The sequence below is a fragment of the Acidovorax sp. A79 genome (genome assembly GCF_041154505.1).
Taxonomy (GTDB): Bacteria; Pseudomonadota; Gammaproteobacteria; order Burkholderiales; family Burkholderiaceae_C; genus Acidovorax.
This window is the reverse complement of the sequence record NZ_AP028672.1, coordinates 4,717,503-4,742,681: the sequence shown is the minus strand read 5'-3', so window position 1 is coordinate 4,742,681 and position 25,179 is coordinate 4,717,503. Positions and strand designations below refer to the sequence as shown.

At 68.9% G+C, this 25,179-nt stretch carries 22 protein-coding genes; 15 read left to right on the top strand and 7 right to left on the bottom strand.

Annotated features, from left to right (window positions below; all coding sequences use genetic code 11):
• Positions 1-26: 26 nt before the first annotated feature.
• Both ACAM51_RS21790 and xseB read right to left on the bottom strand, forming a co-directional pair.
• Positions 27-965, bottom strand: a complete 939-nt coding sequence (locus ACAM51_RS21790; RefSeq protein WP_218294430.1) for a polyprenyl synthetase family protein — start codon at positions 963-965, stop codon at positions 27-29.
• Positions 962-1,204 (bottom strand): exodeoxyribonuclease VII small subunit, encoded by a 243-nt coding sequence (gene xseB, locus ACAM51_RS21785; RefSeq protein WP_218293763.1) that lies wholly within the window; start codon positions 1,202-1,204, stop codon positions 962-964. Before xseB ends, ACAM51_RS21790 begins: the two co-directional genes overlap by 4 nt.
• Before the next feature lie 309 nt (positions 1,205-1,513).
• On the opposite strand from xseB, the gene ACAM51_RS21780 reads away from it, so the two are divergent.
• From ACAM51_RS21780 to flhC, 5 genes are all read left to right on the top strand, one after another.
• Complete coding sequence (locus ACAM51_RS21780) at positions 1,514-2,668, top strand: aromatic ring-hydroxylating dioxygenase subunit alpha (protein WP_218293762.1); 1,155 nt, start codon at positions 1,514-1,516, stop codon at positions 2,666-2,668.
• A gap of 140 nt (positions 2,669-2,808) precedes the next feature.
• Positions 2,809-3,720, top strand: coding sequence for a DMT family transporter (locus tag ACAM51_RS21775; RefSeq protein WP_218293761.1), 912 nt, complete (start codon positions 2,809-2,811; stop codon positions 3,718-3,720).
• 77 nt (positions 3,721-3,797) lie between these two features.
• On the top strand, positions 3,798-4,697 hold the full coding sequence (locus tag ACAM51_RS21770) for a sulfurtransferase (RefSeq protein WP_369641839.1): 900 nt from the start codon (positions 3,798-3,800) through the stop codon (positions 4,695-4,697).
• Positions 4,698-5,014: 317 nt separating this feature from the next.
• Positions 5,015-5,341: a flagellar transcriptional regulator FlhD gene (gene flhD / locus ACAM51_RS21765; protein WP_056166924.1), complete on the top strand. Its 327-nt coding sequence runs from the start codon at positions 5,015-5,017 to the stop codon at positions 5,339-5,341.
• A 57-nt stretch (positions 5,342-5,398) separates the two neighbouring features.
• On the top strand, positions 5,399-5,956 hold the full coding sequence (gene flhC / locus ACAM51_RS21760; RefSeq protein ID WP_218293757.1) for a flagellar transcriptional regulator FlhC: 558 nt from the start codon (positions 5,399-5,401) through the stop codon (positions 5,954-5,956).
• Between the two features lie 261 nt (positions 5,957-6,217).
• Here the strand turns inward: flhC and ACAM51_RS21755 are convergent, their stop codons facing one another.
• Positions 6,218-6,814: a FlgO family outer membrane protein gene (locus ACAM51_RS21755; RefSeq protein ID WP_369641838.1), complete on the bottom strand. Its 597-nt coding sequence runs from the start codon at positions 6,812-6,814 to the stop codon at positions 6,218-6,220.
• Positions 6,811-7,548 carry a hypothetical protein gene (locus tag ACAM51_RS21750; protein ID WP_228899943.1) on the bottom strand — a complete coding sequence of 246 codons (738 nt, stop codon included), beginning with the start codon at positions 7,546-7,548 and terminating at the stop codon, positions 6,811-6,813. The genes ACAM51_RS21755 and ACAM51_RS21750 overlap by 4 nt, the downstream gene beginning before the upstream one ends.
• 142 nt (positions 7,549-7,690) lie before the next feature.
• Here ACAM51_RS21750 and ACAM51_RS21745 point away from each other — a divergent pair, with 142 nt between their 5' ends.
• Together ACAM51_RS21745 and ACAM51_RS21740 are read left to right on the top strand one after the other, a co-directional pair.
• Positions 7,691-8,926 (top strand): spherulation-specific family 4 protein, encoded by a 1,236-nt coding sequence (locus tag ACAM51_RS21745; RefSeq protein WP_369641837.1) that lies wholly within the window; start codon positions 7,691-7,693, stop codon positions 8,924-8,926.
• 162 nt (positions 8,927-9,088) lie between these two features.
• Positions 9,089-10,435, top strand: a complete 1,347-nt coding sequence (locus tag ACAM51_RS21740; RefSeq protein WP_369641836.1) for an AI-2E family transporter — start codon at positions 9,089-9,091, stop codon at positions 10,433-10,435.
• Here the strand turns inward: ACAM51_RS21740 and ACAM51_RS21735 are convergent.
• Complete coding sequence (locus ACAM51_RS21735; RefSeq protein WP_369643867.1) at positions 10,374-12,425, bottom strand: EAL domain-containing protein; 2,052 nt, start codon at positions 12,423-12,425, stop codon at positions 10,374-10,376. The genes ACAM51_RS21740 and ACAM51_RS21735 overlap by 62 nt on opposite strands.
• A gap of 266 nt (positions 12,426-12,691) precedes the next feature.
• A complete protein-coding gene (gene ppc / locus ACAM51_RS21730; protein ID WP_369641835.1) occupies positions 12,692-15,481 on the bottom strand; it encodes a phosphoenolpyruvate carboxylase in 2,790 nt (929 codons plus the stop codon).
• Positions 15,482-15,619: 138 nt separating this feature from the next.
• Between ppc and hemC the strand changes: the two genes are divergently transcribed.
• From hemC to ACAM51_RS21695, 7 genes are all read left to right on the top strand, one after another.
• Positions 15,620-16,564 (top strand): hydroxymethylbilane synthase, encoded by a 945-nt coding sequence (hemC, locus tag ACAM51_RS21725; RefSeq protein WP_218293751.1) that lies wholly within the window; start codon positions 15,620-15,622, stop codon positions 16,562-16,564.
• Positions 16,565-16,571: 7 nt separating this feature from the next.
• Positions 16,572-17,384 carry a uroporphyrinogen-III synthase gene (locus tag ACAM51_RS21720; protein WP_369641834.1) on the top strand — a complete coding sequence of 271 codons (813 nt, stop codon included), beginning with the start codon at positions 16,572-16,574 and terminating at the stop codon, positions 17,382-17,384.
• Entirely contained in the window at positions 17,381-18,514 is a 1,134-nt protein-coding gene (locus tag ACAM51_RS21715; RefSeq protein ID WP_369641833.1) for a uroporphyrinogen-III C-methyltransferase, read from the top strand. The genes ACAM51_RS21720 and ACAM51_RS21715 overlap by 4 nt, the downstream gene beginning before the upstream one ends.
• A 163-nt stretch (positions 18,515-18,677) precedes the next feature.
• On the top strand, positions 18,678-19,955 hold the full coding sequence (locus ACAM51_RS21710; protein WP_218293748.1) for a heme biosynthesis HemY N-terminal domain-containing protein: 1,278 nt from the start codon (positions 18,678-18,680) through the stop codon (positions 19,953-19,955).
• Positions 19,956-20,315: 360 nt separating this feature from the next.
• The gene (locus ACAM51_RS21705; RefSeq protein ID WP_369641832.1) at positions 20,316-20,897 is read left to right on the top strand and encodes a cytochrome b; all 582 of its coding nucleotides are present in this window, start codon (positions 20,316-20,318) and stop codon (positions 20,895-20,897) included.
• A 167-nt stretch (positions 20,898-21,064) separates the two neighbouring features.
• Entirely contained in the window at positions 21,065-21,643 is a 579-nt protein-coding gene (locus tag ACAM51_RS21700) for a YceI family protein (protein ID WP_369641831.1), read from the top strand.
• A 211-nt stretch (positions 21,644-21,854) separates the two neighbouring features.
• On the top strand, positions 21,855-22,433 hold the full coding sequence (locus tag ACAM51_RS21695; RefSeq protein ID WP_218293746.1) for a YceI family protein: 579 nt from the start codon (positions 21,855-21,857) through the stop codon (positions 22,431-22,433).
• Between the two features lie 125 nt (positions 22,434-22,558).
• Here the strand turns inward: ACAM51_RS21695 and ACAM51_RS21690 are convergent, their stop codons facing one another.
• Positions 22,559-24,328, bottom strand: a complete 1,770-nt coding sequence (locus tag ACAM51_RS21690) for an ABC-F family ATP-binding cassette domain-containing protein (protein WP_369641830.1) — start codon at positions 24,326-24,328, stop codon at positions 22,559-22,561.
• A gap of 212 nt (positions 24,329-24,540) precedes the next feature.
• Here ACAM51_RS21690 and ACAM51_RS21685 point away from each other — a divergent pair, with 212 nt between their 5' ends.
• Positions 24,541-25,161, top strand: coding sequence for a VOC family protein (locus ACAM51_RS21685; protein WP_218293743.1), 621 nt, complete (start codon positions 24,541-24,543; stop codon positions 25,159-25,161).
• The last annotated feature ends 18 nt before the right edge of the window (positions 25,162-25,179 follow it).

Sequence of the window (25,179 nt, the reverse complement as noted above, 5' to 3'; positions counted from 1 at the left end):
GCGACGCGGCACGGCCCGGGCCCTGCTCAGTGCGAGCGGCGCACCACCATGTCCGCCAGGGCCGCCAGTGCGCGGGTATCGGGCAGGCCGCTGCGGGCCAGCGCCGCATGCGCCTCGCCCAGGAGTTCGTCGGCATGGGCCCGCGCGGGCTCCAGCCCAAGCAGCGAGACATAGGTGGGCTTGTCGGCCGCCGCGTCCTTGCCCGCCGTCTTGCCCAGCGTGGCCGAATCGGCCACCACGTCCAGGATGTCGTCGACCACCTGGAAAGCAAGGCCCATGGCGGCGCCATAGTCGGACAGCGCCTGGTACGCCGCGCCCACCGCATGGCCGCACACCGCGCCCATGAGCACGCTGCCCTGCAGCAGCGCGCCCGTCTTGAGGCGGTGCATCTGCCGCAGCTGGTCCTGCGTGAGCGCAACCCCCACGCTGGCCAGGTCGATCGCCTGCCCACCCGCCATGCCGGCCGACCCCGCAGCGCAGGCCAGCAGCCGGCACAGCGCGGCCTGGGTGGCCGCGGGGATGAGGGTGTTGTCCGGCGTCAGCAATTCGAACGCAAAGGCCTGCAGGGCGTCGCCCGCCAGCAGCGCCTGGGCCTCGCCAAACTGCACGTGCACCGTGGGCTTGCCCCGGCGCAGCACGTCGTTGTCCATGCAGGGCATGTCATCGTGCACCAGCGAGTAGGCGTGGATCAGCTCCACCGCGCAGGCCGCGCGCAGCGCCGCGTCGTCGAACACCGCGGAGGCGGAGGCACCGCTGCACACCGCCTCATAGGCGGCCAGCACCAGCAGGGGCCGCAGGCGCTTGCCGCCGTCGAGCACGGCGTAGCGCATGGCATCGCCCAGCCCGGCGGGCGCGCCGTGGCCCACCCACTGCGAGAGGGCCTGCTCCACGCGTGCCAGGTGGTTCTGGCTCCAGAGATTCATGTCAAGGGGTCGGCTCGCACACGCCATCGGCACCGCGCTCATTCCTGGTTCCATGGTTGCAGCTGTCCTTCGTCCAGCACCTTGATCTGGTCCTGCACGGCATCGAGCCGCTGGCGGCAGAACGCCAGCAGCGCCGCACCGCGCTGGTAGCCGGCCAGCATCTGGTCCAGCGGCAGCTGGCCCGATTCAATGCGGGCCACGAGTTGCTCCAGCTCTTCCAGCGCCGCTTCGTAGCTAGCGGGTTCGGCGGGGGGCGCGGGAGTTGCGGGAGCCTTGGGCATGGAGGGGGCGACGGTGCGCGGGTGAAAAACCGGTCATTTTAGGCGCACCACCGCGGCGCGGCGCGGGACGCCCCCCGGCGCGCTCCGCCCCCGGCGCCAGAAGCCTGTGTCCGGCCCGCCACAGGGCCGCGGCGCGCCGTGAGCAGATGGCCGGAACAGGGGTTTCAATACACGTAAGTGGGATGCGGGAATAACCCCACCGCCTATAATCCCATTCCCGTCGAGCCGGCTCATCTCCTGAGCCGGTTTCTTTTTTCCAGATGCGCCCAGGCGCACCTCCCTGTGGGGAGTCTTTAGGTCAGGTCACCCATGTCTGATTTAAGTCTTCAACTGCAGCAGGCCGCAAGCCAACTACCAGTTTCAAGCTACTTTGACGATGCGCTGTTCCAGCGCGAGCTGGAGTCCATCTTCCAGCGCGGGCCCCGCTATGTGGGGCATCAACTGTCCGTGCCGAACGTCGGCGACTACTACGCACTGCCCCAGGAGGGCGAGGGCCGCGCCCTGGTGCGCAACGCCCAGGGCGGGGTCGAGCTCGTCTCCAACGTCTGCCGCCACCGCCAGGCCGTCATGCTCAAGGGCAAGGGCTCGCTGCACACCCAGCAAAAGGGCAGCGCGGGCGGCAACATCGTGTGTCCCCTGCACCGCTGGACCTACAGCCCCCAGGGCGAGCTGCTGGGCGCCCCGCACTTCGCGAACGACCCCTGCCTGAACCTGAACAACTACAAGCTGCGCGAGTGGAACGGCCTGCTGTTCGAGGACAACGGCTACGACGTGGCCGCCGACCTCGCCCAGATGGGCCCGCGCGCCGACCTGGACTTCGAGGGCTACGTGCTCGACCACGTGGAGCTGCACGAGTGCAACTACAACTGGAAGACCTTCATCGAGGTCTATCTGGAGGACTACCACGTGGGGCCCTTCCACCCGGGCCTGGGCAGCTTCGTGACCTGCGAGGACCTGCGCTGGGAGTTCGGCAAGAACTACTCGGTGCAGACCGTGGGCGTGGCCAACCGCCTGGGCAAGGCCGGCAGCCCCGTGTACGAGCGCTGGCATGAGGCCCTGCTCGCCTTCCGGGAGGGCAAGCCGCCCAAGCACGGCGCCATCTGGCTCACGCTGTACCCCCACATCATGGTGGAGTGGTACCCGCATGTGCTCACCGTGTCCACACTGCACCCCGTCAGCCCCACCAAGACGCTGAACATGGTGGAGTTCTACTACCCCGAAGAGATCGCCGCCTTCGAGCGCGAATTCGTCGAAGCGCAAAAGGCCGCCTACATGGAGACCTGCATCGAGGACGACGAGATCGGCGAACGCATGGACGCCGGCCGCAAGGCCCTGCTGGCGCGCGGCGACAACGAAGTGGGCCCTTACCAAAGCCCCATGGAAGACGGCATGCAGCACTTCCACGAGTGGTACCGTGAGGCGATGGGCTCGGACACCATCGACCCGGCCACGCCAAAACGCTGAATACGGCGGCAAAACCCCGCCAATCCGCAGGCCCACCATGGTCTGCTCTCATTACAATAGCTGCCAGTGCTTAAAAAATAAGCGCTGGCAGCTATTTTCATTTCTGCGCCCCACGGCGCGCCTCGAGAGACCACAACCCGATGCAAGCCCTCTGGATGGTGTTGGCCGCGTTCCTGTTTGCCAGCATGGGCGTGTGCGTCAAGATCGCGTCGGACTTTTTCAACTCGGCCGAGCTGGTGTGCTACCGGGGCCTGATCGGCATGTTCATCCTGTGGCTGCTGGCGCGCTCGCAAAAGGTGACGCTGGCGACGCAATACCCCGGCATGCACGCCTGGCGCAGCCTGGTGGGCGTGACCTCGCTCGGAGCCTGGTTCTTCGCCATCGCCCACCTGCCCCTGGCCACGGCCATGACGCTCAACTACATGAGCAGCGTGTGGATCGCCGCCTTCCTGATCGGGGGCACGCTGCTGGCCTGGCGCCCCTCGCCAGCCACCCCGCGCCCGGCCCTGCAAGGCCCGCTGGTACTCACCGTGCTGGTCGGTTTCGTGGGCGTGGTGCTGATGCTGCGCCCCAGCCTGGACCAGAACCAGGCTTTTGCCGGCCTGATCGGGCTGATGTCGGGCCTGACGGCTGCGTTTGCCTATATGCAGGTGGTGGCGCTGTCGCGCCTGGGCGAGCCCGAGTCGCGCACCGTCTTCTACTTCGCCGTCGGCTCGGCGGTGGCGGGCGGCGTGGCCATGCTGTTCACCGGCACCTCGGCCTGGCCGGGCTGGCAGGCGCTGTGGCTGCTGCCCATCGGCGTGCTGGCCGCGGGCGGCCAGCTGTGCATGACCAAGGCCTACGCCAGCGCCAAGACCCAGCGCGGCACGCTGGTGGTGGCCAATCTGCAGTATTCGGGGATCGTGTTCGCCGCCGTCTACAGCGTGCTGCTGTTTGGCGACAAGATTCCGCCCATCGGCTGGATCGGCATGGCCCTCATCGTGGGCAGCGGCATCGTGGCCACTATCCTGCGGGCCCGCGCCGCGCCCGGTGCGCCGGCCGAAGAACATTGATACGAAGTGGGCATGCCATCGGCTTTCCAACTGGACACAATGGAGCCCGTCTTTCCCTTCGCACCGGACCGCACCCCATGACCTACACGACCCTCATCTCCGCCCCCGAACTGCAAGCCCTGGCCGCCAGCGGCGCGCCGCTGATGGTGTTCGACTGCAGCTTCGACCTGATGCATCCCAGCGCGGGCGCCCAGCAGTACGCGCAGGCCCACCTTCCCGGCGCCGTGTACGCCGACCTCAACAACGACCTGAGCGCCAGGCACGGCGCGCCCGGCGCCGGCGGCACGCTCACCGCGCAGGAAGCCGACCTGCCCGCGTCCGGCGGCCGCCACCCGCTGCCCAGCCGCGAACGGTTTGCCATGTGGCTGTCCAGCGTGGGCTTCGCCAACAACATGCAGGCCGTCGTGTACGACCGCCAGGGTGCCAACTACTGCGGCCGGCTGTGGTGGATGCTCAAGTGGGCGGGCCACGATGCCGCGGCCGTCCTCGATGGCGGCCTACAGGCCTGGCAGGCCGCGGGCGGCCCGGTGGCCAGCGGCGAGGAACCCGCGCGCTTTCAGTCCAACTTCCAGCTGGGCGAACCCCTGCGCCGGCTGGCCACTGCCGCCGACGTGCTGACCCAGCTGCGGCAGCCCGGCCAGACCGTGGTCGATGCGCGGGCGGGTGCCCGCTACCGTGGCGAGGTGGAGCCGCTGGACCCGGTGGCGGGCCACATCCCCGGCGCGCTCAATCGCCCGTTCACCGAGAACATCGCCGCCGATGGCCGCTTCAAGCCTGCTGACGTGCTGCGCTCTGAATTTGAAGCGCTGCTAGGCGGCCGTGACCCCGCCACCGTGGTGCACCAGTGCGGCAGCGGCGTGAGCGCCGTGCCCAATCTGCTGGGCATGGAGATAGCCGGCCTCGGCCCGACAGCATTGTTTGCTGGCAGCTGGAGCGAGTGGTGTTCAGACCCCACGCGCCCGGTCGAAAAAGGCTGATCCAGCGTCCAGCACGGCAGCGCAGGTTGTAAAAGTGCAAAAAAGATGGTTTTGAGGGTGCTATCAAAACCATGAACAGAAGTGGGCAGCCTGGGCCCACTGCCACAGCAGCGACCACCGCCTGAAATGCCAGCCTGCACCTGATGTGCGTGTAGGGCAAATTCCTACACAGCCCACCGCAGAACCAGACACGCGGCACAGCCAAACCCCGACTTAATTTCTGATTGGGGCGGTTTCACAATCCATTTCAACGGATCACGCAAAACCTGCAATCAGCAGGCAACGCAAGACCCGGCACTGGAAAAAAGGAAGCTGCCATGACCAACGAACAAATCCTCGCTGAAATCCGCGAAGCCAACCTCACCTACCTGATGTTGGCCCAAACCCTGATCCGTCAGGACAAGGCCGAAGCCGTGTTCCGCTTGGGCATGAACGAGGAGTCTGCCGATATTCTCGCATCGCTGTCGGCGGCGCAAGTGATGAAACTGGCCTCCAGAAACACGCTTCTTTGCAGCTTCCGCGTGGACGACAACCTGGTGTGGAGCCTGCTCACCAACCACTCGGCCAAGAAGGTGGGCAACGAGGCCACCAACACGCTGCACGCCAACATCCTGATGGCCAGCCGCGTGTCCGAAGTGCTCTGAGCCCACCGCCAGACCTTTGCACCGAACGCCCTCCATCTCTCTCGCCGAAAGCCCGCCATGTCCTCCACCACCGCCGCCAAAGCCCCAGCCAAGAGCGTTCTGAACGAATCCAAGCAGATCGAACGCGCCGCCATGCTGATCCAGATGGGCGCCCGCATGCAGGTGCTGGAGTCGGAAACCACGCTGTCGTACGAGCGCCTGATCCGCCTGTACAAGGAAATCGCGGGCAAGTCGCCATCGAAGGGCCAGCTGCCCTTCTCCACCGACTGGTTCCTGACCTGGCAGGAGAACATCCACAGCTCGCTGTTTTTGAACATCTACGAATACCTGTCCAAGGGCGTGGACCTGGATTCGGTGGAGCTGCTGACCAAGGCCTACCGCCTGTACAACGAACAGGTGGCCACGGCCGAGATCGAACCCCTGCTGTCGTTCACCCGCGCCTGGCGTCTGGTGAAATTCGTGGATGCCGGCATGCTCACCCGCACCAAGTGCGCCCAGTGCAGCGGCCAGTTCGTGACCGAGCTGTACGAGAACCGCCATTTCACCTGTGGCCTGTGCAACCCACCCGCCCGCGCTGGCAAGAGCAAGACGGCCGGTGCACTGATGCTGCATTAAGTACATCCCCCCGAGCGGCTTTGCCGCTTCCCCCTTCTCTCGAACCGCTACGCGATTCGGGAAAGGGGACGATGCCCTCGCTGCGGGGCGGCCCTTGCCTGGCATCCCTGGCAAGGGAGAAGGCAGCGCCAGTTCGTAAGGCTCGCCCGGTCGGGTCGAGCGTTCAAAAATCCAAGTCAAATTGGCACTTTGCGCTTATAAAACAAGCGCAAGCAGCTATCAAATTAATATCAAATCCGGTTGAGGCCTGCGAGCGCCCTGCTACCTCCCGGCCAGCAGCGCCCGCACGTTTTCATCCATGGGCACCGCATAGTTGTGCGCCGCCACCACGGTGTTGCCCACGGGGTTCACCAGCTTGAGGCTGATGTACACCACCGACGTGGACACCGCGTACGTGCCCACCACCACCGCCTGCGCGTCCTGGGCCTGGCTCACCTCGCGCACCTCGCGCGACAGCAGCAGCTCGCCCTGGTCGCGCTGCAGCAGCAGGTTCTCGCGCAGTTTCACCTCGGTCACCTTCAGGCCCCGGTGCACCATGCGGCCCGCGATCTGCTCGGAGAAGATGCGGCCCAGCCGCGACGATTCGGTGAGCCGGTCCACACTGACCAGCGTGGCCACCAGCACGGGCTGGTTGGCGTCCAGCGGTGCGGTCTGCAGCAGCGCATCGGTGGCGCGTTCATTCAGCTCGATGAGGTTGCTGCGCGATATTCCGCCCGCCCGGTCGCCGTAGTAGTAGCTGTGCATGGGGTTGGTGGTCTCGCAGCCTTGCAGGCCCGCCAGCGCAAAAGCGGCGGCCGCCCACCAGCTGGCGGCGCGTGAGCCCCGGGGAGCTTGTTGCGACGTCCACAGCCCCTTCATGGCGCCACCACCCGCCAGGTCTTGACGGGCGTCATCGGTGCAGGCGCGGGCGGCCGCTCGGGCTGATACAGCACCGCGTCGGCCCCCTCGATGTAGTACAGATCAGCCGTGCCAGCCAGGTACCGGTCGCGCGATTTGAGCGTGGACGTGATCAGCACCTCCGTGCGCGTGGGGCCGCCCGCAGCGGCGCCCTGGGTGTAGAGCTGGGCCATGTCCAGCGCCACCCCCGCCCCCACGCCCAGGGCCGTGGCCACACCCGGCAACAGGGTGCGGTCGGAATAGTGCACCGCCCAGTCGCGCCACACGCCCACGCCAGTGCCGATGATGGTGCCGGCCATGGGCACGGGCAGGCCGCGCGGCGAGCCGGACCCGTGCTGCACCAGCTGCGTCTGCACCTCCAGCTCCACCGCCGTGGGCACCGTGGACACCGCCACGCCCCGGTTCAGCAGGTGCACCTTGAGCAGCTTGAGAAAGCTCTGGTTGAAACTGGAGTTGTCCGCCACCGTGACGTACAACGGGTATTCGCCCTCGGGCCAGGACGCGATCTTTTCGGCCACGCGCCCGGCCACATCGCCCGCCAGCACATCCCAGTGGTGCACGGCACGGGCTTTCTTCTGGCCGGTGGCGGGGTAGTTGTCGGCACGCGGCACGTCCAGCGTGCCGCAGCCGACCAGCAGCGCTGCGCACAGCAAGGCTGCTGCGGCGGCCGGAATGCGGTGAAGGAAGGATGGCATGTGGGCCATGGTACTGGCGCCCGCCTGCTGCAATCGGCGCAACAAGGCCGTTTTTCCCGGTCAAAGCGGCCGTTTCAGCCCTTGGAGCCGCCCGCACGAACCTTCACAATCAACCCATTCATACCAACACTCCGTCACGACCATGCTCACCACAACCCGCACCCACCGCCTCACGTCCTTGATGGCCCTCACTGCGGCTCTGGCGGGCTGCGGCGGTGCCACGGACAAGGACAACAACACGGCCGCCCCGCCGCCGCCCGCGAGCGCGCCCGTCACGCTGCATTTCGTGCAGCCCACCGAGAACGTGCTCGAACCCGGCGCATCCGAGCCGCTGGCGGCCGACGTTACCGTCAACGGCGGCGCAGCCCCCAACGGCACGGTGGTCACCTTTACTGTCAGCCCCTCCGCAGCCGCCACCTTCTCCCCCGTGGCGCCCACCACCGTGGCCAGCGTGGCCAGCACCACGCTCACCGTGAGCAGCCTGCCGCCCAGCGCCACCTTCCAGGTCAGCGCCACGGCCACCAGCAGCGCCAACACGGCGGGCGACAGCCTCACGTACTACGTGCGCCCCACCCACAAAAACCTGCAGGTGCTGGTGCCCGCGTATTTCAGCGCCAGCGGCACCTCGTCGCCCTGGGCCACCCTCACCAGCGGCGCAGCCAGCTACCCGGACGTGCAGATCACCGCCGTGGCCAGCGCCAGCGACGGCGTGCTGACTGCGGACTCCGAGGTTGACGACGACCTGCTTACGGCCATCAAAGACTTCAAGGCCGTGGCGGGCACTGCCAACAAAGTCGTCGCCTACGTGGCCACCTCGGGCAGCGGCGGGTCGCGCTCGGTGGCCGACGTGAAGGCCACCATCGACAACTACATCCGCCTCTACCCCGACCAGCTCGACGGCTTCTTCCTGGACGGCATGGCCACCGACAGCGCACGGCTGGCGTACTTTCAGGACGTCTACAACTACGCCAAGGCCCGGGCCTCGGGTATGAGCAAAGGCGCCACGCCGCCCAACGCGCCCACCGTGATCGGCAACCCAGGCACCTACCCCGTAGCGGCCTATGCGGGTGTGGCCGACACGTTGGTCACCTACGCAGGCAATGCCGCCGCCTACCAGGCCACAGACCCCCAGCCCGCCAGCACCTGGGTCTACGCCAAGGACAACACCGCCCAGGCCATGCTGGTTCACACCGCCAGCACCTGCACCGACATGCAGGCCGCCGTGAAGCACGCCCACCGGCCCCGCCTGAACACCGGCATGGTCTATGCCACCAATCTGGCCATCGGCGCCTCGTGGTCGTCACTGCCCACCTACTGGCAGCAACTGCTGGGCACGGTGGATGCACTCAACAAGAAGCGCCCGCTGCCGCTGTGCTGATGCCACCGGGCAGGGCGCCGAACCCTGCCACACAGGCACCGCTGGCGGGTCGCCGGGCAAACCACCCGCCAGAGCGTGCGAACCGCAGCATCCCGCCGCCGACACGCTGCATGTCAGCCCGACCTACAACCCAGCAGGCCCGAGTCCCATCACAATCCGCGCATGATGACCGAGCCCACCCCTGCATCCCCGCCCGCCCCCGCTGCCGAGCCGCCACAGCCAGACAGCCCCGCCGCTGACGCAGCCCCGACCTTGCCCCCCCACGCGCCTGTGGCGGACGGCCCCGCACCAGCGGCCCAAGCGGCCGAAGCGGCCCCACCCGCCAAAGCCAGGTCAACCCAAGACAGCCCCCCACCGCCTGCGCAACTGCCAAGCGGCGCGCCCGCAGCCACCGCACCCCTCACCGGCCCGCTCATGCTCCACATGCCCGTGGACGTGCGCAACCTCTCGCTCGCGCTGCTGGCCCTGTTTGCCGGCGTGGCGCTGCTGCACTGGGCCAGCGCCGTGTTCATCCCCATCATGCTCAGCCTGCTGCTCACCACGGCGCTGCGGCCCGCCGTCGAGCTCCTGCGGCGCTGCCACGTGCCGCGCTGGCTGGGCGCGGGCGTGCTGCTCATCGCCATCGTCTTCGGGCTGGCGAGCGCCGCCTGGTCGCTGAGCGACGGGGCCGCGCAGCTCGTCGACTCGCTGCCCGTGGCCGCCAAGAAGGTGCGCGACAGCATCAAGGCGCGCGCAGGCACCAGCAGCCCGCTCGACACCGTGCAGAAGGCCGCCACGCAGATCGAGCAGGCCGCCAACGAAAACAGCGCCGCCAGCCCCACCCGGCGGGGCGTGCAGCGCGTGGTGGTGGAGCGCCCTCCGTTCAACATCCGCGACTACCTGTGGAGCGGCACCATGGGGCTGATGTCGGCCCTGGGCCAGCTCACCGTGGTGGTCTTCCTCACCTTCTTCGCGCTGGCCTCCGGCAACCTGTTTCGCAACAAGCTGCTGCGCATCGCGGGCACCAGCCTGGAACGGCGCAAGGTCACCATCCACGTGCTGGAAGACATCACCAACCAGATCCAGCGCTACCTGCTGGTGCAGGTGCTCACCAGCGCCCTGGTGGGCGTGGCCACGGGCCTGGCCTACTGGGCCCTGGGCCTTGAGAACGCGGCCGTGTGGGGCGTGGTGGCCGGGGTGCTCAACCTCGCGCCCTACATCGGCTCGGCCCTGGTCACCGGCGCATCGGCCCTGGTGGCCTTCCTGCAGTTCGGCACCTTGGACATGGCGCTGGCCATCGGCGGCGCGTCGCTGGTCATCCATACCCTGGTGGGCAACCTGCTCACGCCCTGGCTCACCAGCCGCACCAGCAGCATGAGCCCCGTGGCCGTGTTCGTCAGCGTGCTGGCCTGGGGCTGGCTGTGGGGCCTGTGGGGCCTGCTGCTGGGCATCCCGGTGATGATGGCCGTCAAGGCGGTGTGCGATCGGGTGGAGGATCTGAAGGCGGTGGGGGAGTTGCTGGGGGACTGAGGTCCAGGCGCTGCTGCACGAACGCGGGAAGCTCGTCTGCAGGCACCGCCCGGCCGAAATACCAGCCCTGCACCTCCAGGTCCATGGTCCGGGGCAGCCGTTGCAACTGCTCGGCGGTCTCGACCCCTTCCACCACGATGCCGCAGCCCAGCCCCTGGCAGAAGTTGAGCAGGCCTTCCAGCACCCGCCCTCCCTGCGCCTGCGCGCTGGCGAGCACGAAGCTGCGGTCGATCTTGATCGTATCGACCTCGAAGGCATGCAGGTAGCTCAGGGATGAGTAGCCGGTGCCAAAGTCGTCGATGGAGACCTTCGCGCCCACAGCGTGCACACGGGCGATGGCGTTGCGCATTCCGAAGACATCCGCGGCCAGGGCATCCTCGGTCAGCTCGATGCTGATGCAGCCGGCCGCTGGCGCGATCAGGTCCACCAGACGGATGCAGTGCTCCTGCGACATGAGCGTGGGGCCCGTGATGTTGATGGAAATGGGCAGCTCGAAGCCCGCGTTGCGCCAGCGCCGGTACTGCCGCAGCGCCGCAGCCGCCACCCACAGGTCCACGTCCTTCATCAGGCCCGCCTCGGACAGCCAGGCCAGGAACGCCCCGGGGGGCTGGACGCGGCCCCGGGAATCGCGGGCCCGCAGCAAGGCCTCGCAGCCCGTGCACCGGCCGGTGCGCAGCGACACCTGGGGCTGGTACTCCAGGAAGAATTCGTAGTCCCCCATGCGGCGCACCTGGGCCAGCAGTTCCTCGCGGCGTGCCTGGCCTTGTTGTGCGACCACCACGGGATCGCGCGCATAGAGGCTTCCCTCCTCCTGCAGGCGGGTGAAGGTGGTGTCCAGCCCGGGCAGGTGCACGGTGGTTTCGTTGTGGCGCTCCAGCGAGCGCACCGCAGGCCCATACAGGCAGGCGCCGAGCAGCACCAGCGCCAGCTGCAGGGCCACCGCGCCCCAGTCGCCCTGGGTGCTGACATAGGCATTGAAGACGACCGGCGCATTGAGCGGCATGGGCATGCTGGCCACGGACACCCAGCCCGCCTGCACGGCCGCCAGCGCCAGGCAGGCATTGAGGGCGGGCACGGCCAGGAACGGCAGCAGCATCCGCAGGTTCAGGATCAGCGGGATGCCGAAGAGCAGCAGCTCGTTCACGTTCAGCAGCGCCATCGGCAGACTCGCCAGCGCGAGCAGGCGCAGGCCGGGGCTGCGGGCGCGCCACAGCACGGCCAGCACCAGCGACAAGGTTCCGCCCGAGCCGCCGATGAAGGCAAATGCCCCCAGCAGGCCCGCGTTCAGGGGATGCTGCGGCACCTGATCGGCCAACAGGGCCTGGGCGTTCCAGCCCACGGCCTGGTCCAGGGACTGGAACAGCGGCTGCAGCGCGTGGTAGCCGTGGATGCCAAAAAACCACAGCAGCGAATTCAGGCCCGTGAGCAATACGGCGTTGAGATAGGACTGATCGGGGTTGGCCACATCGATGGGCAGGCGCCAGTGCACCAGCCCCTCCCACTGCTGCAGCAAGGCCAGAACGACCACCAGCAGCGCGGTGGTGGCGATGCCGGGAACCACCATGTTCATGGCGTCCTCCACGTTCTCGCTGACCTGGGCCATGCGCGCGACCCGCAGCCCGCGCACCCGCATCAGCCAGGCCATCAGCGGCACGGTGACAAGCGGGGCGGCAATCGCGATGAACAGCACCAGCGTGGCCGCCGCCCGCGGATGGCCGCGCAGCAGGTAGGCGGCGAGCGCGGCATGGACGAAACACAGAAAGGCCACCGGCAAGCGTGGCAACCGGTGGCGGATGGCCAGCATGTAGCCGATGGAGGCGGTGATCAGCAGCGGCAGGATGCGGCTGATCTCCCCGTGCAGGTCCGCCAGCAAGTCGGCCACGGAGGCCGGCAGGCCCAGCATGCGCGCCAGCACCGACAGCACCAGCAGGACGGCCGACACCATCAGGCACGGCAGGACCCAGAGCAGCCCTTCGCGAATGGCACGCATCGCGTCGGCCCTCGCCACGGCCTCCAGCCGCCGGGACAGTAACAGCCGCCAGAACGCAAGATCAATGCCCAAGCCATGCCTCCCACCCTGAAGCGACCGCGAGGATGCCGCCTGGAGCCTGCCCGGCAGCCCCCAGATTCCCCGCACCCGTCCGAAGAGGCGGCCGGCGATCTGCCCGCGTGTCCTCTCCCCCCTGGGCCCATGCTATCGGGCCTGCCCGCATCTTGCAAAGGGCGCCACCGCGGCCCCCAGGGAAGCCGACGACCTCAGCCCGTGTTGCGCAGCCCCGCAGCGATCCCGTTGATCGAGATGTGAATCCCCGTCTGCACCCGCTCATCCCCCTGCCCCGCGCGCCAGCGGCGCACCAGTTCCACCTGCAGGTGGTGCAGCGGGTCGATGTACGGAAAGCGGTGCTTGATGGAGCGGGCCAGCGCCGCGTTGTGCGTGAGGCGCTGCTTGTCGCCCGTGATGCGCGTGAGCGCCTCGGCCGTGCGGTGCCATTCGGCCTCGATGCTGGTGAACACCTTCTTGCGCAGGCGCGCGTCGGTCACGAGTTCGCTGTAGCGCGAGGCCAGCGCCAGGTCGCTCTTGGCCAGCACCATGTCCATGTTGGACAGCAGCGTGCGGAAAAACGGCCACTGGCGGTACATCTTCTGCAGCAGGGCCAGCTGGGTCTTGGGGTCCTTGCCTTCCAGGTTCACGAACGCATCGACCGCCGAGCCAAAGCCGTACCAGCCGGGCAGCGTCAAACGGCACTGGCCCCAGCTGAAGCCCCAGGGGATGGCGCGCAGGTCTTCGATCTTCTGGCTGGCCTTGCGGCTGGCGGGGCGCGAGCCGATGTTCAGTTCGGCGATCTCGCGGATCGGCGTGGAATTGAAGAAATATTCAGTGAAGCCCGGGGTGTCGTACACCAGCGCGCGGTAGCTGCCCATGCTGGCCAGCGAGAGCTGCGCGGCGGCGTCCAAGAACGCCTTGGTGGCGGGCTTGGTGGGCTGCAGCAGCGTGGCTTCGAGCGTGGCAGCCACCAGGGTTTCCAGGTTGCGTCGGCCGATCTCGGGGTTGGCATATTTGGAGGCGATGACTTCGCCCTGCTCGGTAAGGCGGATCTGGCCGCGCACGGTGCCGGGGGGTTGCGCCAGGATGGCCTGGTAGCTCGGGCCGCCGCCCCGGCCCACGGTGCCGCCCCGGCCGTGGAACATGCGCAACTGGATGCCGTGGCTGGTGGCCAGCTCGTCGAACAGCTCCACCAGCGCGATCTCGGCGCGGTACAGCTCCCAGTTGCTGGTGAAGATGCCGCCGTCCTTGTTGCTGTCGCTGTAGCCGAGCATGATGTCCTGCTCGCCGCCGCTGCGCTGCACCAGTGCTGCCACGCCGGGCAGCGCATAGAACTCGCGCATGATGGGCGCGGCATTGCGCAGGTCTTCGATGGTTTCGAACAGGGGCACCACGATGAGGTGGTTGCGCGACTCGGCATCGAGCGTGCCGTTCATCAGGCCCACTTCCTTCTGCAAGAGCAGCACTTCGAGCAAATCGCTCACCGTTTCGGTGTGGCTGATGATGTAGTGGCGGATGGCCTCGTGGCCGAAGCGCTCGCGCATCACGCGGGCGGTTTCGAAGATGGCCAGTTCGCCCTTTGCGTGTGCGGAATACTCAGCGCCCACCACGCGCAGCGGGCGCGCGTCGTTCAGCAGCTTGATGAGCAGCGCGCGCTTGGCGGCTTCCTGCAAGCCCGCATAGTGGGGCTCGATGCGCGCCTTGGCCAGCAGTTCGGCCACCACCTCCTCGTGCTTGTCGGAGCTTTGGCGCAGGTCCACCGTGGCCAGGTGGAAGCCGAACACCTGCACGGCGCGGATCAGGGGGTGCAGGCGTTCGCCCGCCAGGGCCTCGCCATGGTGCGATTGCAGCGAGGCTTCGATCACCCGCAGGTCGGCCAGGAACTCCTCGGCGCTGCCGTAGGGGTTCTGCGGCACCACCGCATGGCGCGCGGCTTCGCCACCGGTCAGTTCCTTGAGCGAGGCCGCCAGGCGGGCGTAGATGCCCGTGAGCGCGCGGCGGTAGGGCTCGTCCTGGCGGTGTTCGTTGGTGTCGGGCGAGCGCAGGGCCAGGGCCTCCATCTCGGCGGACACCTGCACCAGGCGCGCCGACAGCGACAGCTCGCCGCCCAGGTAGTGCACCTCGGTCAGGTAGTGGCGCAGGGCCACCTCGGCCTGTCGGCCCAGTGCATATTTCAGGGTCTGCGCGGTGACGTTGGGATTGCCGTCGCGGTCGCCGCCGATCCACTGGCCCATGCGCAGAAAGCTGTGCACGGGGTACTGGCCCAGCTCGTTCTCCAGGTCGGCGTAGATCTTGGGGATCTCGCGCAGGAAGGTGGCCTCGTAATAAGAGAGCGCGTTTTCGATCTCGTCGGCCACGGTGAGCTTGCTGTAGCGCAAGAGGCGCGTCTGCCACAGCTGGGCCACACGGGCGCGCAGCAGGGCTTCGTTGGCGGCCAGTTCGCGCGGGGTGAGCGCGTCCTTGGCGCTGTTGTACAGCTGGGCACGCACCTGGATGTCGTCGCGCACGGCCAGCAACTGGGCAATGTCGCGCTCGGCATCCAGAATGCTCTTGCGCTGCACTTCGGTGGGGTGGGCCGTGAGCACCGGGGCCACGTAGCTGCCCGCCAGCGTCTGCGAAATCGTCTTGGGAGCGATACCCGCCCAGCGCAGGCGCGACAGGGCCACCTCGATGCTGCCCTCCTGCGTGTCCCCCGCGCGCTCGTGCACGGCGCGGCGGCGGATGTGGTGGCGGTCTTCGGCCAGGTTGGCCAGGTGGCTGAAGTAGGTGAAGGCGCGGATCACGCTCACCGTCTGGTCGCCCGAGAGCGACTTGAGCAGCTTCTTGAGCGCGCGGTCGGCCTCCTGATCGGCATCGCGGCGGAACGCCACCGACAGCTTGCGCACCTGCTCCACCAGCTCATACGCGGCCACGCCCTCCTGCTCCCGGATCACGTCGCCCAGAATGCGGCCGAGCAGGCGGATGTCGTCAATCAGGGGCTGGTCCTTGTCGGATCGTTTCATGCGGTGGTCTCCGGAATGGGATGGGGGGATCGCCGGCGCCGTCCGCCCGGCATGCCCCCGGGCCGCACCAGCCCCAGTGCGGGCGCATGCTAGCATCGCCCGCCCCTGAATGATTACAAACAGGTTACGAACTTGAGCATGCCCCAGACACCCCTCACCATCGTCATTGCCACGCGCGAAAGCCGTCTCGCCCTGTGGCAGGCCGAGCATGTACAGGCCCTTTTGCGCGCACGGGGCCACACGGTGGAGCTGCTGGGCATGACGACCAAGGGCGACCAGATCCTGGACCGGTCGCTGAGCAAGGTGGGCGGCAAGGGTCTGTTCGTGAAAGAGCTGGAGGTGGCGCTGGAAGAAGGCCGCGCGCACATCGCCGTGCACTCGCTCAAGGATGTGCCCATGGAACTGCCCGAGGGTTTTGCCCTGGCCTGCGTGATGGAGCGCGAAGACCCGCGCGATGCGTTTGTCTCGCCCAACTACCCGAACATTGATGCCCTGCCCCAGGGCGCGGTGGTGGGCACCTCCAGCCTGCGCCGCCAGGTGCTGCTGCAGGCCCTGCGGCCCGACCTGAGGATCGAGCCGCTGCGCGGCAACCTGGACACGCGCCTGCGCAAGCTCGATGAAGGCCAGTACGACGCCATCGTGCTGGCGGCGGCGGGCCTGAAACGCCTGGGGCTCGCCTCCCGCATCCGCGCCACGTTCGAGCCCACGGCCATGCTGCCTGCGGCGGGCCAGGGCGCGCTGGGCATCGAGGTGCGCAGCGACCGGCAAGACCTGATCGACGCGCTGGCGCCGCTGGCCCACCAGCCCACCTGGCTGACCGTGGCCGCCGAGCGCGCCGTGAGCCGCGCCATGGGCGGCAGCTGCTCGATGCCGCTGGCGGCGCACGGCACGCTGGCCGCCGGCGTGCTGCAGCTCGATGCCGCCTGGGGCGACCCGGACGGCCAGGCCCCGCTGGTGCGCGCGCAGGCCAGCGCCCCCGTCGGCACACTGGCGCAGGCCGAAGCGCTGGGCGACGCGATTGCCCAGCGCCTGCGCGCGGGCGGCGCACGGGGCGCGGACCCCGCCAGCCTTCCACAACCCTGAGGCGCCCATGCCCTCGCCCCGGGTGATCGTCACGCGGCCCGCCCGCGAGGCCGCGCACTGGGTGGAGATGCTGGGCGCGCACGGCATCGGCGCCGTGGCACTGCCGCTCATCGCCATCGGCCCCTGCCGCGACCCCGCTGCGCAGCAGGCGCTCGCCCGGGCCAGGGCCCACCTTGCGCAGTACCGCGCCCTGATGTTTGTCAGTGGCAATGCCGTGGCCCATTTTTTTGGATCCAGTAGGCCTCCAGCGCTGGATGGACAAGCGCTGGCAGCTATCAAAACAAGAGCATGGTCACCCGGCCCCGGCACGGCACGCGCACTGGAGCAGGCCGGCGTGCCCTCGGCCTGCATCGACGGTCCGGCGCCCGATGCGCCGCAGTTCGACTCGGAAGCGCTGTGGCAGCAGGTGGCCGAGCAGGTACGGCCCGGCGACCGTGTGCTGATCGTGCGCGGAAGATCCGGCAGCGTGCCTGAATCCGCCCAGGGCAGCGGCCGCGACTGGCTGGCCCGCCAGATCGAGGCAGCGGGCGGCACAGTGGAGTTTGTGGTGGCCTACCAACGCGGCGCGCCCCGCTTTTCAGCGCACGAGGTGGCGCTGGCGCAACAGGCGGCGCACGATGGTTCCCTCTGGCTGCTGAGCAGTTCCGAAGCCGTGGCCCACCTGGCCGAGGCCCTGCCCGGCCAGCCCTGGGGCGCCGCGCGGGCGCTGGCCACGCACCCGCGCATCGCCGAAGCGGCCCGGGCGGCGGGCTTTGGCGCCGTGCGGGAATGCCGTCCGGCCCTGGAAGACTTGGTGGCCTCGATAGAATCGGCGGCATGAGTTCCGTGCCCCCCAACGATCTGCCCCCTGCACCCGCCGCAGCCCCCGTGGCGGCGCCCGTGGGCGCACCCGCAGCGGGCCCCGCGCCTTCGCACGCCGCTCCGACACCCGCTCCCGGCCGGGGCGGCGCCGTGACGCTGCTGCTGGGCACCGTGGCGGCGGCGGCACTGGTCAGCAGCGGCCTGCTGTGGCAAAAACTCAGCTCCATCCAGGAGCAGCTCGCCCGGCAGTCTGCGGACTCGGGTGCGCAGGCGATCGAGGCCCGCACCATGGCCCGCCAGGCCGAAGAGCTGGTGCGCGAGACCGCCGCCCGCCTGTCGGTGGCCGAGGCGCGGGTGAGCGAGGTGGCGCTGCAGCGCAGCCAGCTCGAAGAACTCATGCAGAGCCTGTCGCGCTCGCGCGACGAGAACCTGGTGGTGGACATCGAATCCGCCATCCGCCTCGCGCAGCAGCAGGCGCAGCTCACCGGTAGCCTGGAGCCGCTGGTGGCCGCGCTGAAAAGCGCCAACCTGCGCATCGAGCGCGCCGCCCAGCCCCGGCTGGCGCCCGTGCAGCGCGCCATCGGCCGCGACCTGGACCGCCTGACCCGCGCCACCGTCACCGACACCGCCGGCCTGCTGGCCCGCCTGGACGACCTGGTGCGCCAGGTGGACGAGCTGCCCGTGCTCAATGCGGTGGCCCAGGCCGCCGCCACGCGGCGCCTGTCGGCCGCGCCCCCGGCGCCGGGCGGCACGCCGGCCTCCACCGGCGGCATGGCCTGGTGGCAGGCCGCGCTGCAGCGCAGCTGGGAAGTGGTGCGCGACGAGGCCCGGGGGCTGGTGCGGGTGAGCCGCATCGACCAGCCCGAGGCGATCCTTCTGGCGCCCGAACAGACCTTCTTCCTGCGCGAGAACCTCAAGCTCAAGCTGCTCAACGCCCGCCTGGGCGTTCTCGCGCGCCAGTTCGACTCGGCCCGGGCCGACCTGGCCGCCGCCACCGTGGCGCTGAACAAGTACTTCGACCCGGCCTCGCGGCGCACGCAGAACGCGGCCAGCACGCTGCAGACGGCCCAGGCCAGCATGAAGGCGGCCGAGCAGCCGCGCCTGGACGAAACCCTGTCCGCGCTGGCCACTGCCGCAGCGGGAAGGTAAATGAATCACCCCCTGAGTCGCTTCGCGCCTTCCCCCTCTCCTGCGGGAGGGGGACGCCACCGGTGGCCTGGCACAGCCAGTTCCACGGTGGCGCTCGCCTGGACCGCGCCCGTGCCACGGGCTGCGGGCGCCGCCTTGCGCGGTGGAATAACGGACTGACGACATGCGCGCAGCACTTTGGCTTTTGGCATTGTTTGGCGTGGCCGTGGCCGCCGCGCTGTTCGCGGGCAACAACCAGGGCACCGTCACCCTGTACTGGCCGCCCTACCGCATCGACCTGTCGCTGAACATGGTGGTGCTGTTGCTGGTGGGCGGTTTCGTCACCGTGTACGCGGCGCTGCGCGCGCTGGCCGCCCTGCTGGAGCTGCCCCACCAGGCCCGCCGCTGGCGCGTGCAGCAAAAGGAGCGCGCCATGCACGCGGCCTTGCTCGATGCGCTGACCCACATGCTCGGCGGGCGCTTCATCCGCTCGCGCAAGGCGGCGGTGGCCGCGCTGTCGCAGGAACATGCGCTGGGCGCCGCCGGCGAGGCCGTGCCCCACGGCCGCCAGCTGCGCGCCCTGGCCCACATGATCGCGGCCGAGGCCTCGCACGCGCTGCAGGACAGCGCCACGCGCGAGAGCCACCTGCAGGACGCGCTTCAGGAAGCCCCCGCACGCGGCACCGTGAGCGAGCAGGAAATGCGCGAAGGCACGCAGATGCGCGCGGCCCGCTGGTCGCTGGACGACCGCGATGCGGGCGCGGCGCTCGACCGCCTGGCCGCCCTGCCCCAGGGCGCGGCGCGGCGCACGCTGTCGCTGCGCATCAAGCTCAAGGCGACCCGGCTGGCACGGCAGACGCAGGAGGCGCTCGATACCGCGCGCCTGCTGGGCAAGCACCGCGCGTTCTCGCCCGCCGCGGCCCAGAGCATCGTGCGCGGCCTGGCCACCGAGCTCATCAACAGCGCGCACGACACCGCGCAGCTCCAGCAGATCTGGATGTCGCTGGAGTCCTCCGAGCGCAACATGCCCGAACTCGCCATCCATGCCGCCCAGCGGCTGGCCGCCCTGGGCGGCGATGCCACCCAGGTGCGCGCCTGGCTGCTGCCGGTGTGGGAACGCATGGTGGACCTCCCCGACGCACTGGCCGAGCACCATGCGCTGAAGCTGGTACGCGCGCTCGAAGCCGGGCTGGACGCACTGGACGCGCCCTGGCTGGCCCGCATCGAATCCGCGCACCAGGCCAACCCGCGCGATGCGCGCCTGCAGTACCTGGCGGGCATGGCCTGCCTCAAGCGCCAGCTGTGGGGCAAGTCCCAGCAGCTGCTCACCCAGGCGGCGCAGCAGCTCGCCGACACCAGCCTGCGGGCGAGCGCCTGGCGCCATCTGGCGGAACTGGCCGAAAAGCGCGGGGACGAGGCCGCTGCCGCCGAGGCCTGGAAGAAGGCCGCGCTCGGCCAGTAAGCGCCCCGGCCTCTCCCTTTTCTCAAGGCAGGCCGCCGCACCGCGCCGTGCGCGCTTGCGGTAACCGCCACCACGCGCCCCGCGGCGATTTCAGTCCCTCGGCATGCACCCTGATGGGGCATTCCCCATGCCCAGGGCCCTCCCCCGCCCCGGGCCATGCACAAGCCGCACAGCATTGGGGAACTTTGAGCGCTCAGGCCCTCTCAATTCATTTTTTTTGAATTGAAGCATCAATCTGCCTGAAACCGAATGCGGTGACGGCTTTCTACACTGCCCCATTGCTTGACGAATGTCAGCCTTGGCCGAGAGGCGCTGGCCCGGCGCCTCCACCTGACCACCCGCTTTGCTTTTTGCTCCCAGATGACTGCCCCTGCCACCACCGCCTTCCCGGCCGCCGCAACGCCCCGCCGCTACACGCGCACCGCCATGCTTTTGCACTGGGTGCTGGGCCTGGCGCTGATCGGCCTGTTTGGCGTGGGCATCTACATGACGGGCCTGCCGTTCTCGCCGCAGCGGCTCAAGCTCTACAACTGGCACAAGTGGGCGGGTGTCACCCTCCTCGTGCTGTCGGTGCTGCGCCTGCTGTGGCGCGCCACGCACCGCCCCCCCGCACTGCCGCCAGCGATCGAGCAGGCCATGCCCGGCTGGCAGAAGCTGGCGCACCACGCCACGCACGGGCTGCTCTATGCGCTGTTCTTCGCCGTGCCGCTGATCGGCTGGGCCTACAGCTCGGCCGCCGGTTTCCCCATCGTGTTCCTGGGCCTGTGGCAGCTGCCCGACTTCGTGCCCGTGAGCAAGGAGCTGGCCGAGGCCATCAAGCCCTGGCACCAGTACACCGCATTTGCAATGGCGGGCCTCGTGGTGCTGCACATCGCGGGCGCGCTCAAGCACCAGATCGTGGACCGCGACGGCCTGCTCGCCCGCATGCTGCCTGGTGGATGAGGCGGGCCCCGAGCCGCTTCGCGCCGTCTCCCTGTTCGGCGGGAGGGGACCGCACCCGCAGGCCCGGCAGAGCCGGCTCCACGGGCGCACTGGCGGATGCGCGCCCCTGTCTTACACCAGCCGACCGCCCCACCTTCTCTTTTCTGTCTTTTGAACGGAGTTTTCGAATGAATCTGTCTTCTTCCACCCTGTCCCACATCGTGCTGGGCGCCGCCCTGGCCGTGGGCGCCCAGGCCGCCCTGGCCCAGCAACAACTGGTGCCCGCCCAAAGCGAAGTGCAGTTCACCGCCCGCCAGATGGGCGTGCCGCTGGACGGCCACTTCAAGAAGTTCAGCGCCCAGGTGGCGTTCGACCCGGCCAAGCCGGCCACCAGCAAGATCGCGTTCACGGTCGATACCGGCAGCGCCACGCTCGGATCGCGCGAGACCGATGCCGAGCTGCCCAAGCCCACGTGGTTCAACGTGGGGAAGTTCCCGCAGGCGCAGTTCGAATCCACCGCCATCAAGGCGCTGGGTGGCGGCAAGTTCGAGGTGGCGGGCAAGCTCACCATCAAGGGCACGGCGCAGAACGTGGTGGTGCCCGTCACGCTGACCCAAAGCGGGGCCAGCACCACCGCCACAGGCACGCTGCCCATCAAGCGCCTGGCGTTCAAGATCGGTGAGAACGAGTGGGCCGACACCTCGATGGTGGCCGACGACGTGACCGTGAAATTCAAGCTCGCGCTCACCGGCGTGGGCAAGATTTGAATGAAGCTCCCCCGGAGTCGCTTCGCGCCTTCCCCTCTCTCGCATTGCTACGCAACGCGGGAGAGGGACGCTCCCGGCGCAGCGACGCGGCCCTTGTGCGGGAGCGCTGGCTTGAACGTGCCCGATCCCCGCGTCGCACTGCATTGAATCGCTGATTTCTTTCCTTTTTTCCTTCCTTTTCTTTCCACCACTGCTCCAGGAGTATTTACCCATGCGCAAGTCCCTGTTCTCCCTGCTCGCCGTGGCCGCTGCCACCGCAATGACCGCCGGCGCCGCGCAGGCCGCCAACTACGCCATCGACCCCACGCACACCTTCGTGACGTTCGAGATCGGCCACTTCGGCACGACCACGAACCGCGCCCGCTTCGACAAGAAGCAAGGCACCGTGGAGTTCGACCGCGCGGCCAAGTCCGGCAAGGTGGACATCACCATCGACACCACCTCGGTGAACTCGGGCACGCCCCCGTTCGACAAGCACCTGCAAAGCGCCGACCTGTTCGATGCCGCCAAGCACCCCACCATCAAGTTCGTGTCCGACAAGTTCAGCTTCAACGGCGACAAGGTCAGCGAAGTGGCCGGCCAGCTCACGCTGCTGGGCAAGACCGCGCCCGTCACGCTCAAGGCCACGCAGTTCAACTGCTATGACAGCCCCATGCTCAAGCGCGAAGTGTGCGGTGGCGACTTCGAGGCCACGATCGACCGCACCCAGTGGGGCATGAACTACGGCGTGGAGTGGGGCTTCCCCAAGAACGTGCGCCTGGTGGTGCAGATCGAAGCCGTGAAGCAGTAATCCAGCCACGCTGGCCACGCGCCAGCGCGCAGGGCGGCGTCCACGCCGTGCCCACAGGCCACCCGCCGCGCCCGCGCAGCGGGTGGCTTTTTCCTTGGCGCGGCCCCACCAGGCCCCCTTCCGCGTCAGGCAGCGTCCAGCGAGGCGTCCAGGTCCCAGCCCTGCGGCCGCCAGGCCCACACCACGTCCGGCCGCAGCGCGCGCAGGAAGGCGGTGTCGTGCGACACCACGGCCAGCGCGCCCGTGAAGGCCCCCAGCGCGGCCTGCAAGGCGTCCACGGCATCCACATCCAGGTGGTTCGTGGGCTCGTCGAGCAGCAGCATCTGCGCGGGCTCGCACGACCACAGGGCGCAGGCAAGCGCGGCCTTGATGCGCTCGCCGCCACTGAGCACACCGGCCGGGCGATGCACCTTGTCCGCATCCAGCCCGAGTTGTGCCAGGTGCGTGCGCAGCGCGGCTTCGGGCAGCGGCGAGCCCAGTGCCCGCAGCCGATCCAGCACGCTGCATTGCGGGGGCAGCGCGGCGGTGTTGTGCTGATCCAGCCAGGCGGCCCGCACGCCGCGCCGCACACCGCCTCCAGGCACGCCATCCGGCGCCGCGACCAGCCGCAGCAGGCTGCTCTTGCCACACCCATTGGGCCCGGTGATCGCTATGCGCACGGGGCCACTCCACACGCCCTTCAGCGCAGGCAAGCCCGGTGGGGCATGCGGCACCTGCACCTGCTCGAACGCCAGCACCTGCCTGCCCGCCGACACGGCGCTTTGCGGCAGCACCAGCGCCGCGGCTGCCTGCGCGGGCACGCGCAGGGCAGCCTCGCGCACGGCCTCGTTCAGCCGCTGGCGCTCTTGCTGCTGCCGCTCGTGCTCGCGGCCGGCGTGGGCCTGTGCGCTGTTCTTCCGGCGGTCGAGCAGGATGGACGCCTGGTTGGTGGTGCGCCCCTCCGCGCGCCCGCGTGCCGCGCGGCGCTGCTGGGCGTCATGCTCGCGCTGCAGCGCCCGCAGGCCCTGCTCGCGCTCGGTGCGCGCGTGGTCCAGCGCGGCCTGGGCGGCGGCGGCCTCGGCCTGGCGCTGGGCCTGGTACAGCCCCCAGTGGCCGCCATAGCGCTGCAGCCCGGCGGGCGACAGCTCCACGATGCTGCCCACCGCGCCCAGCAATTCGCGGTCGTGGCTGGCCACCAGCACGCCGCCCCGCCACTGCGCCAGCGATTCCATCAGCCATCGCCGGCCCGCGCGGTCAAGGTGGTTGGTGGGCTCATCGAGCACCAGCAGCTCGGCATCGGACAGGAAAGCCCCCGCCAGCGCCACGCGCATGCGCTCGCCCCCGCTGAGCCGCTGCGCGGCGTGTGCCGGCGGCAGGTGACCCAGCCCCAGGGCGTGCAGCGCCTGCCGCCAGCGCGCGGGCAGGTCCCACCGCCCATCGGCCACGAGCAGGTCATCGGGCGTGCCTTCGCCCGCCTCCAGCCGCGCCAGGGCGCCCAGCGCCGGCCCCAGCCCTGCGACGTCAGCCACCGTGGCACCGGGCGCAGCAGCCATCTCCTGCGCCACCACATGCAGCGAAGGATCGCCCAGAACGGCGCCGCTGGCGGGCTGCAGCGCGCGCGCCGCGAGCCGCAGGAAGACGCTCTTGCCGCAACCGTTGGCACCCACGATGCCCGTCACGCCCGGGCCCAGGGACACCGTCAGCGGACGGCCCCACAGGGCCTGGCCGCCAGGCGGGCTCCAGCCAACCCCGGCGAACTGCAGCACGGCCTGGCCCGCGCCGGGCGCCGCATTGCCCTGCCCGGCAGGGGCCTGCGATGAACGAGCAGAAGAAGATGATGATGGGAAATCAGCAGCCGAGGCTGCGGCAGCGCTGCGGCTGCCATGGGCGGATTCGCCCCGTGAAGGTGTCGCCATGCAAAAGCACTCCAAACAAGACATGCAACCACCTGGCCCGCAAAGGGCGGCAGGGGAACGGCTTGAAGAGGCTCAAAGGCGCATGGGAGTAATACCTCGGCACGAATGGGTGTGACTGCGGAATGTACCGCAAATCACCCACATAAAAATTAACTTAACGTAAATCAATTACGGATAGTAGAATTGCAGCCATCCATTTGAGGAGACACCGCATGAATGCCGCCCCGACGCCCGATCTGGCCACCCTGCCCGCGCCTGCCGCCATCCAGCAGCTGCACCACTACGCCTACAAGGCCCGCGACGCGGAAGAGACGCGCCACTTCTACGAAGACATCCTGGGCCTGCCGCTCTACCACATCATCCAGAGCGACTACGTGCCCAGCACGGGCGAGTACTGCCCCTACACGCACTTCTTCTTCCGCCTGCGGGACGGCTCGTTCATCGCCTTCTTCGACCTGGGCGACGACGTGAAGGCCGAGCCCTCGCCCAACACGCCCCTGTGGGTCAACCACATCGCCTTCCGCGTGAACACGGTCGAGGAACTGGAGAACACCAAGAAGCGCCTGGAAGCCCATGGCATCGAGGTGCTGGGCGTGACCGACCACCACATCTTCCACAGCATCTACTTCTTCGATCCCAACGGCATCCGCCTGGAGCTGTCGGCCCAGCTGGCCAACGAGGAGCAGATGGCCAAGGACAGCACCGTGGCCCATGCGCGGCTCAACGAGTGGACGGCCCGCAAGGAGCAGTGGCGCAAGGAGCGCGCCGAGGGCAAGGTGGCCGCTCCGCTCAAGCCCGAGAACAATGACCGGCCGGAGTTCGTGCCCCACTGAGTGGCATGGCGCAGTTTT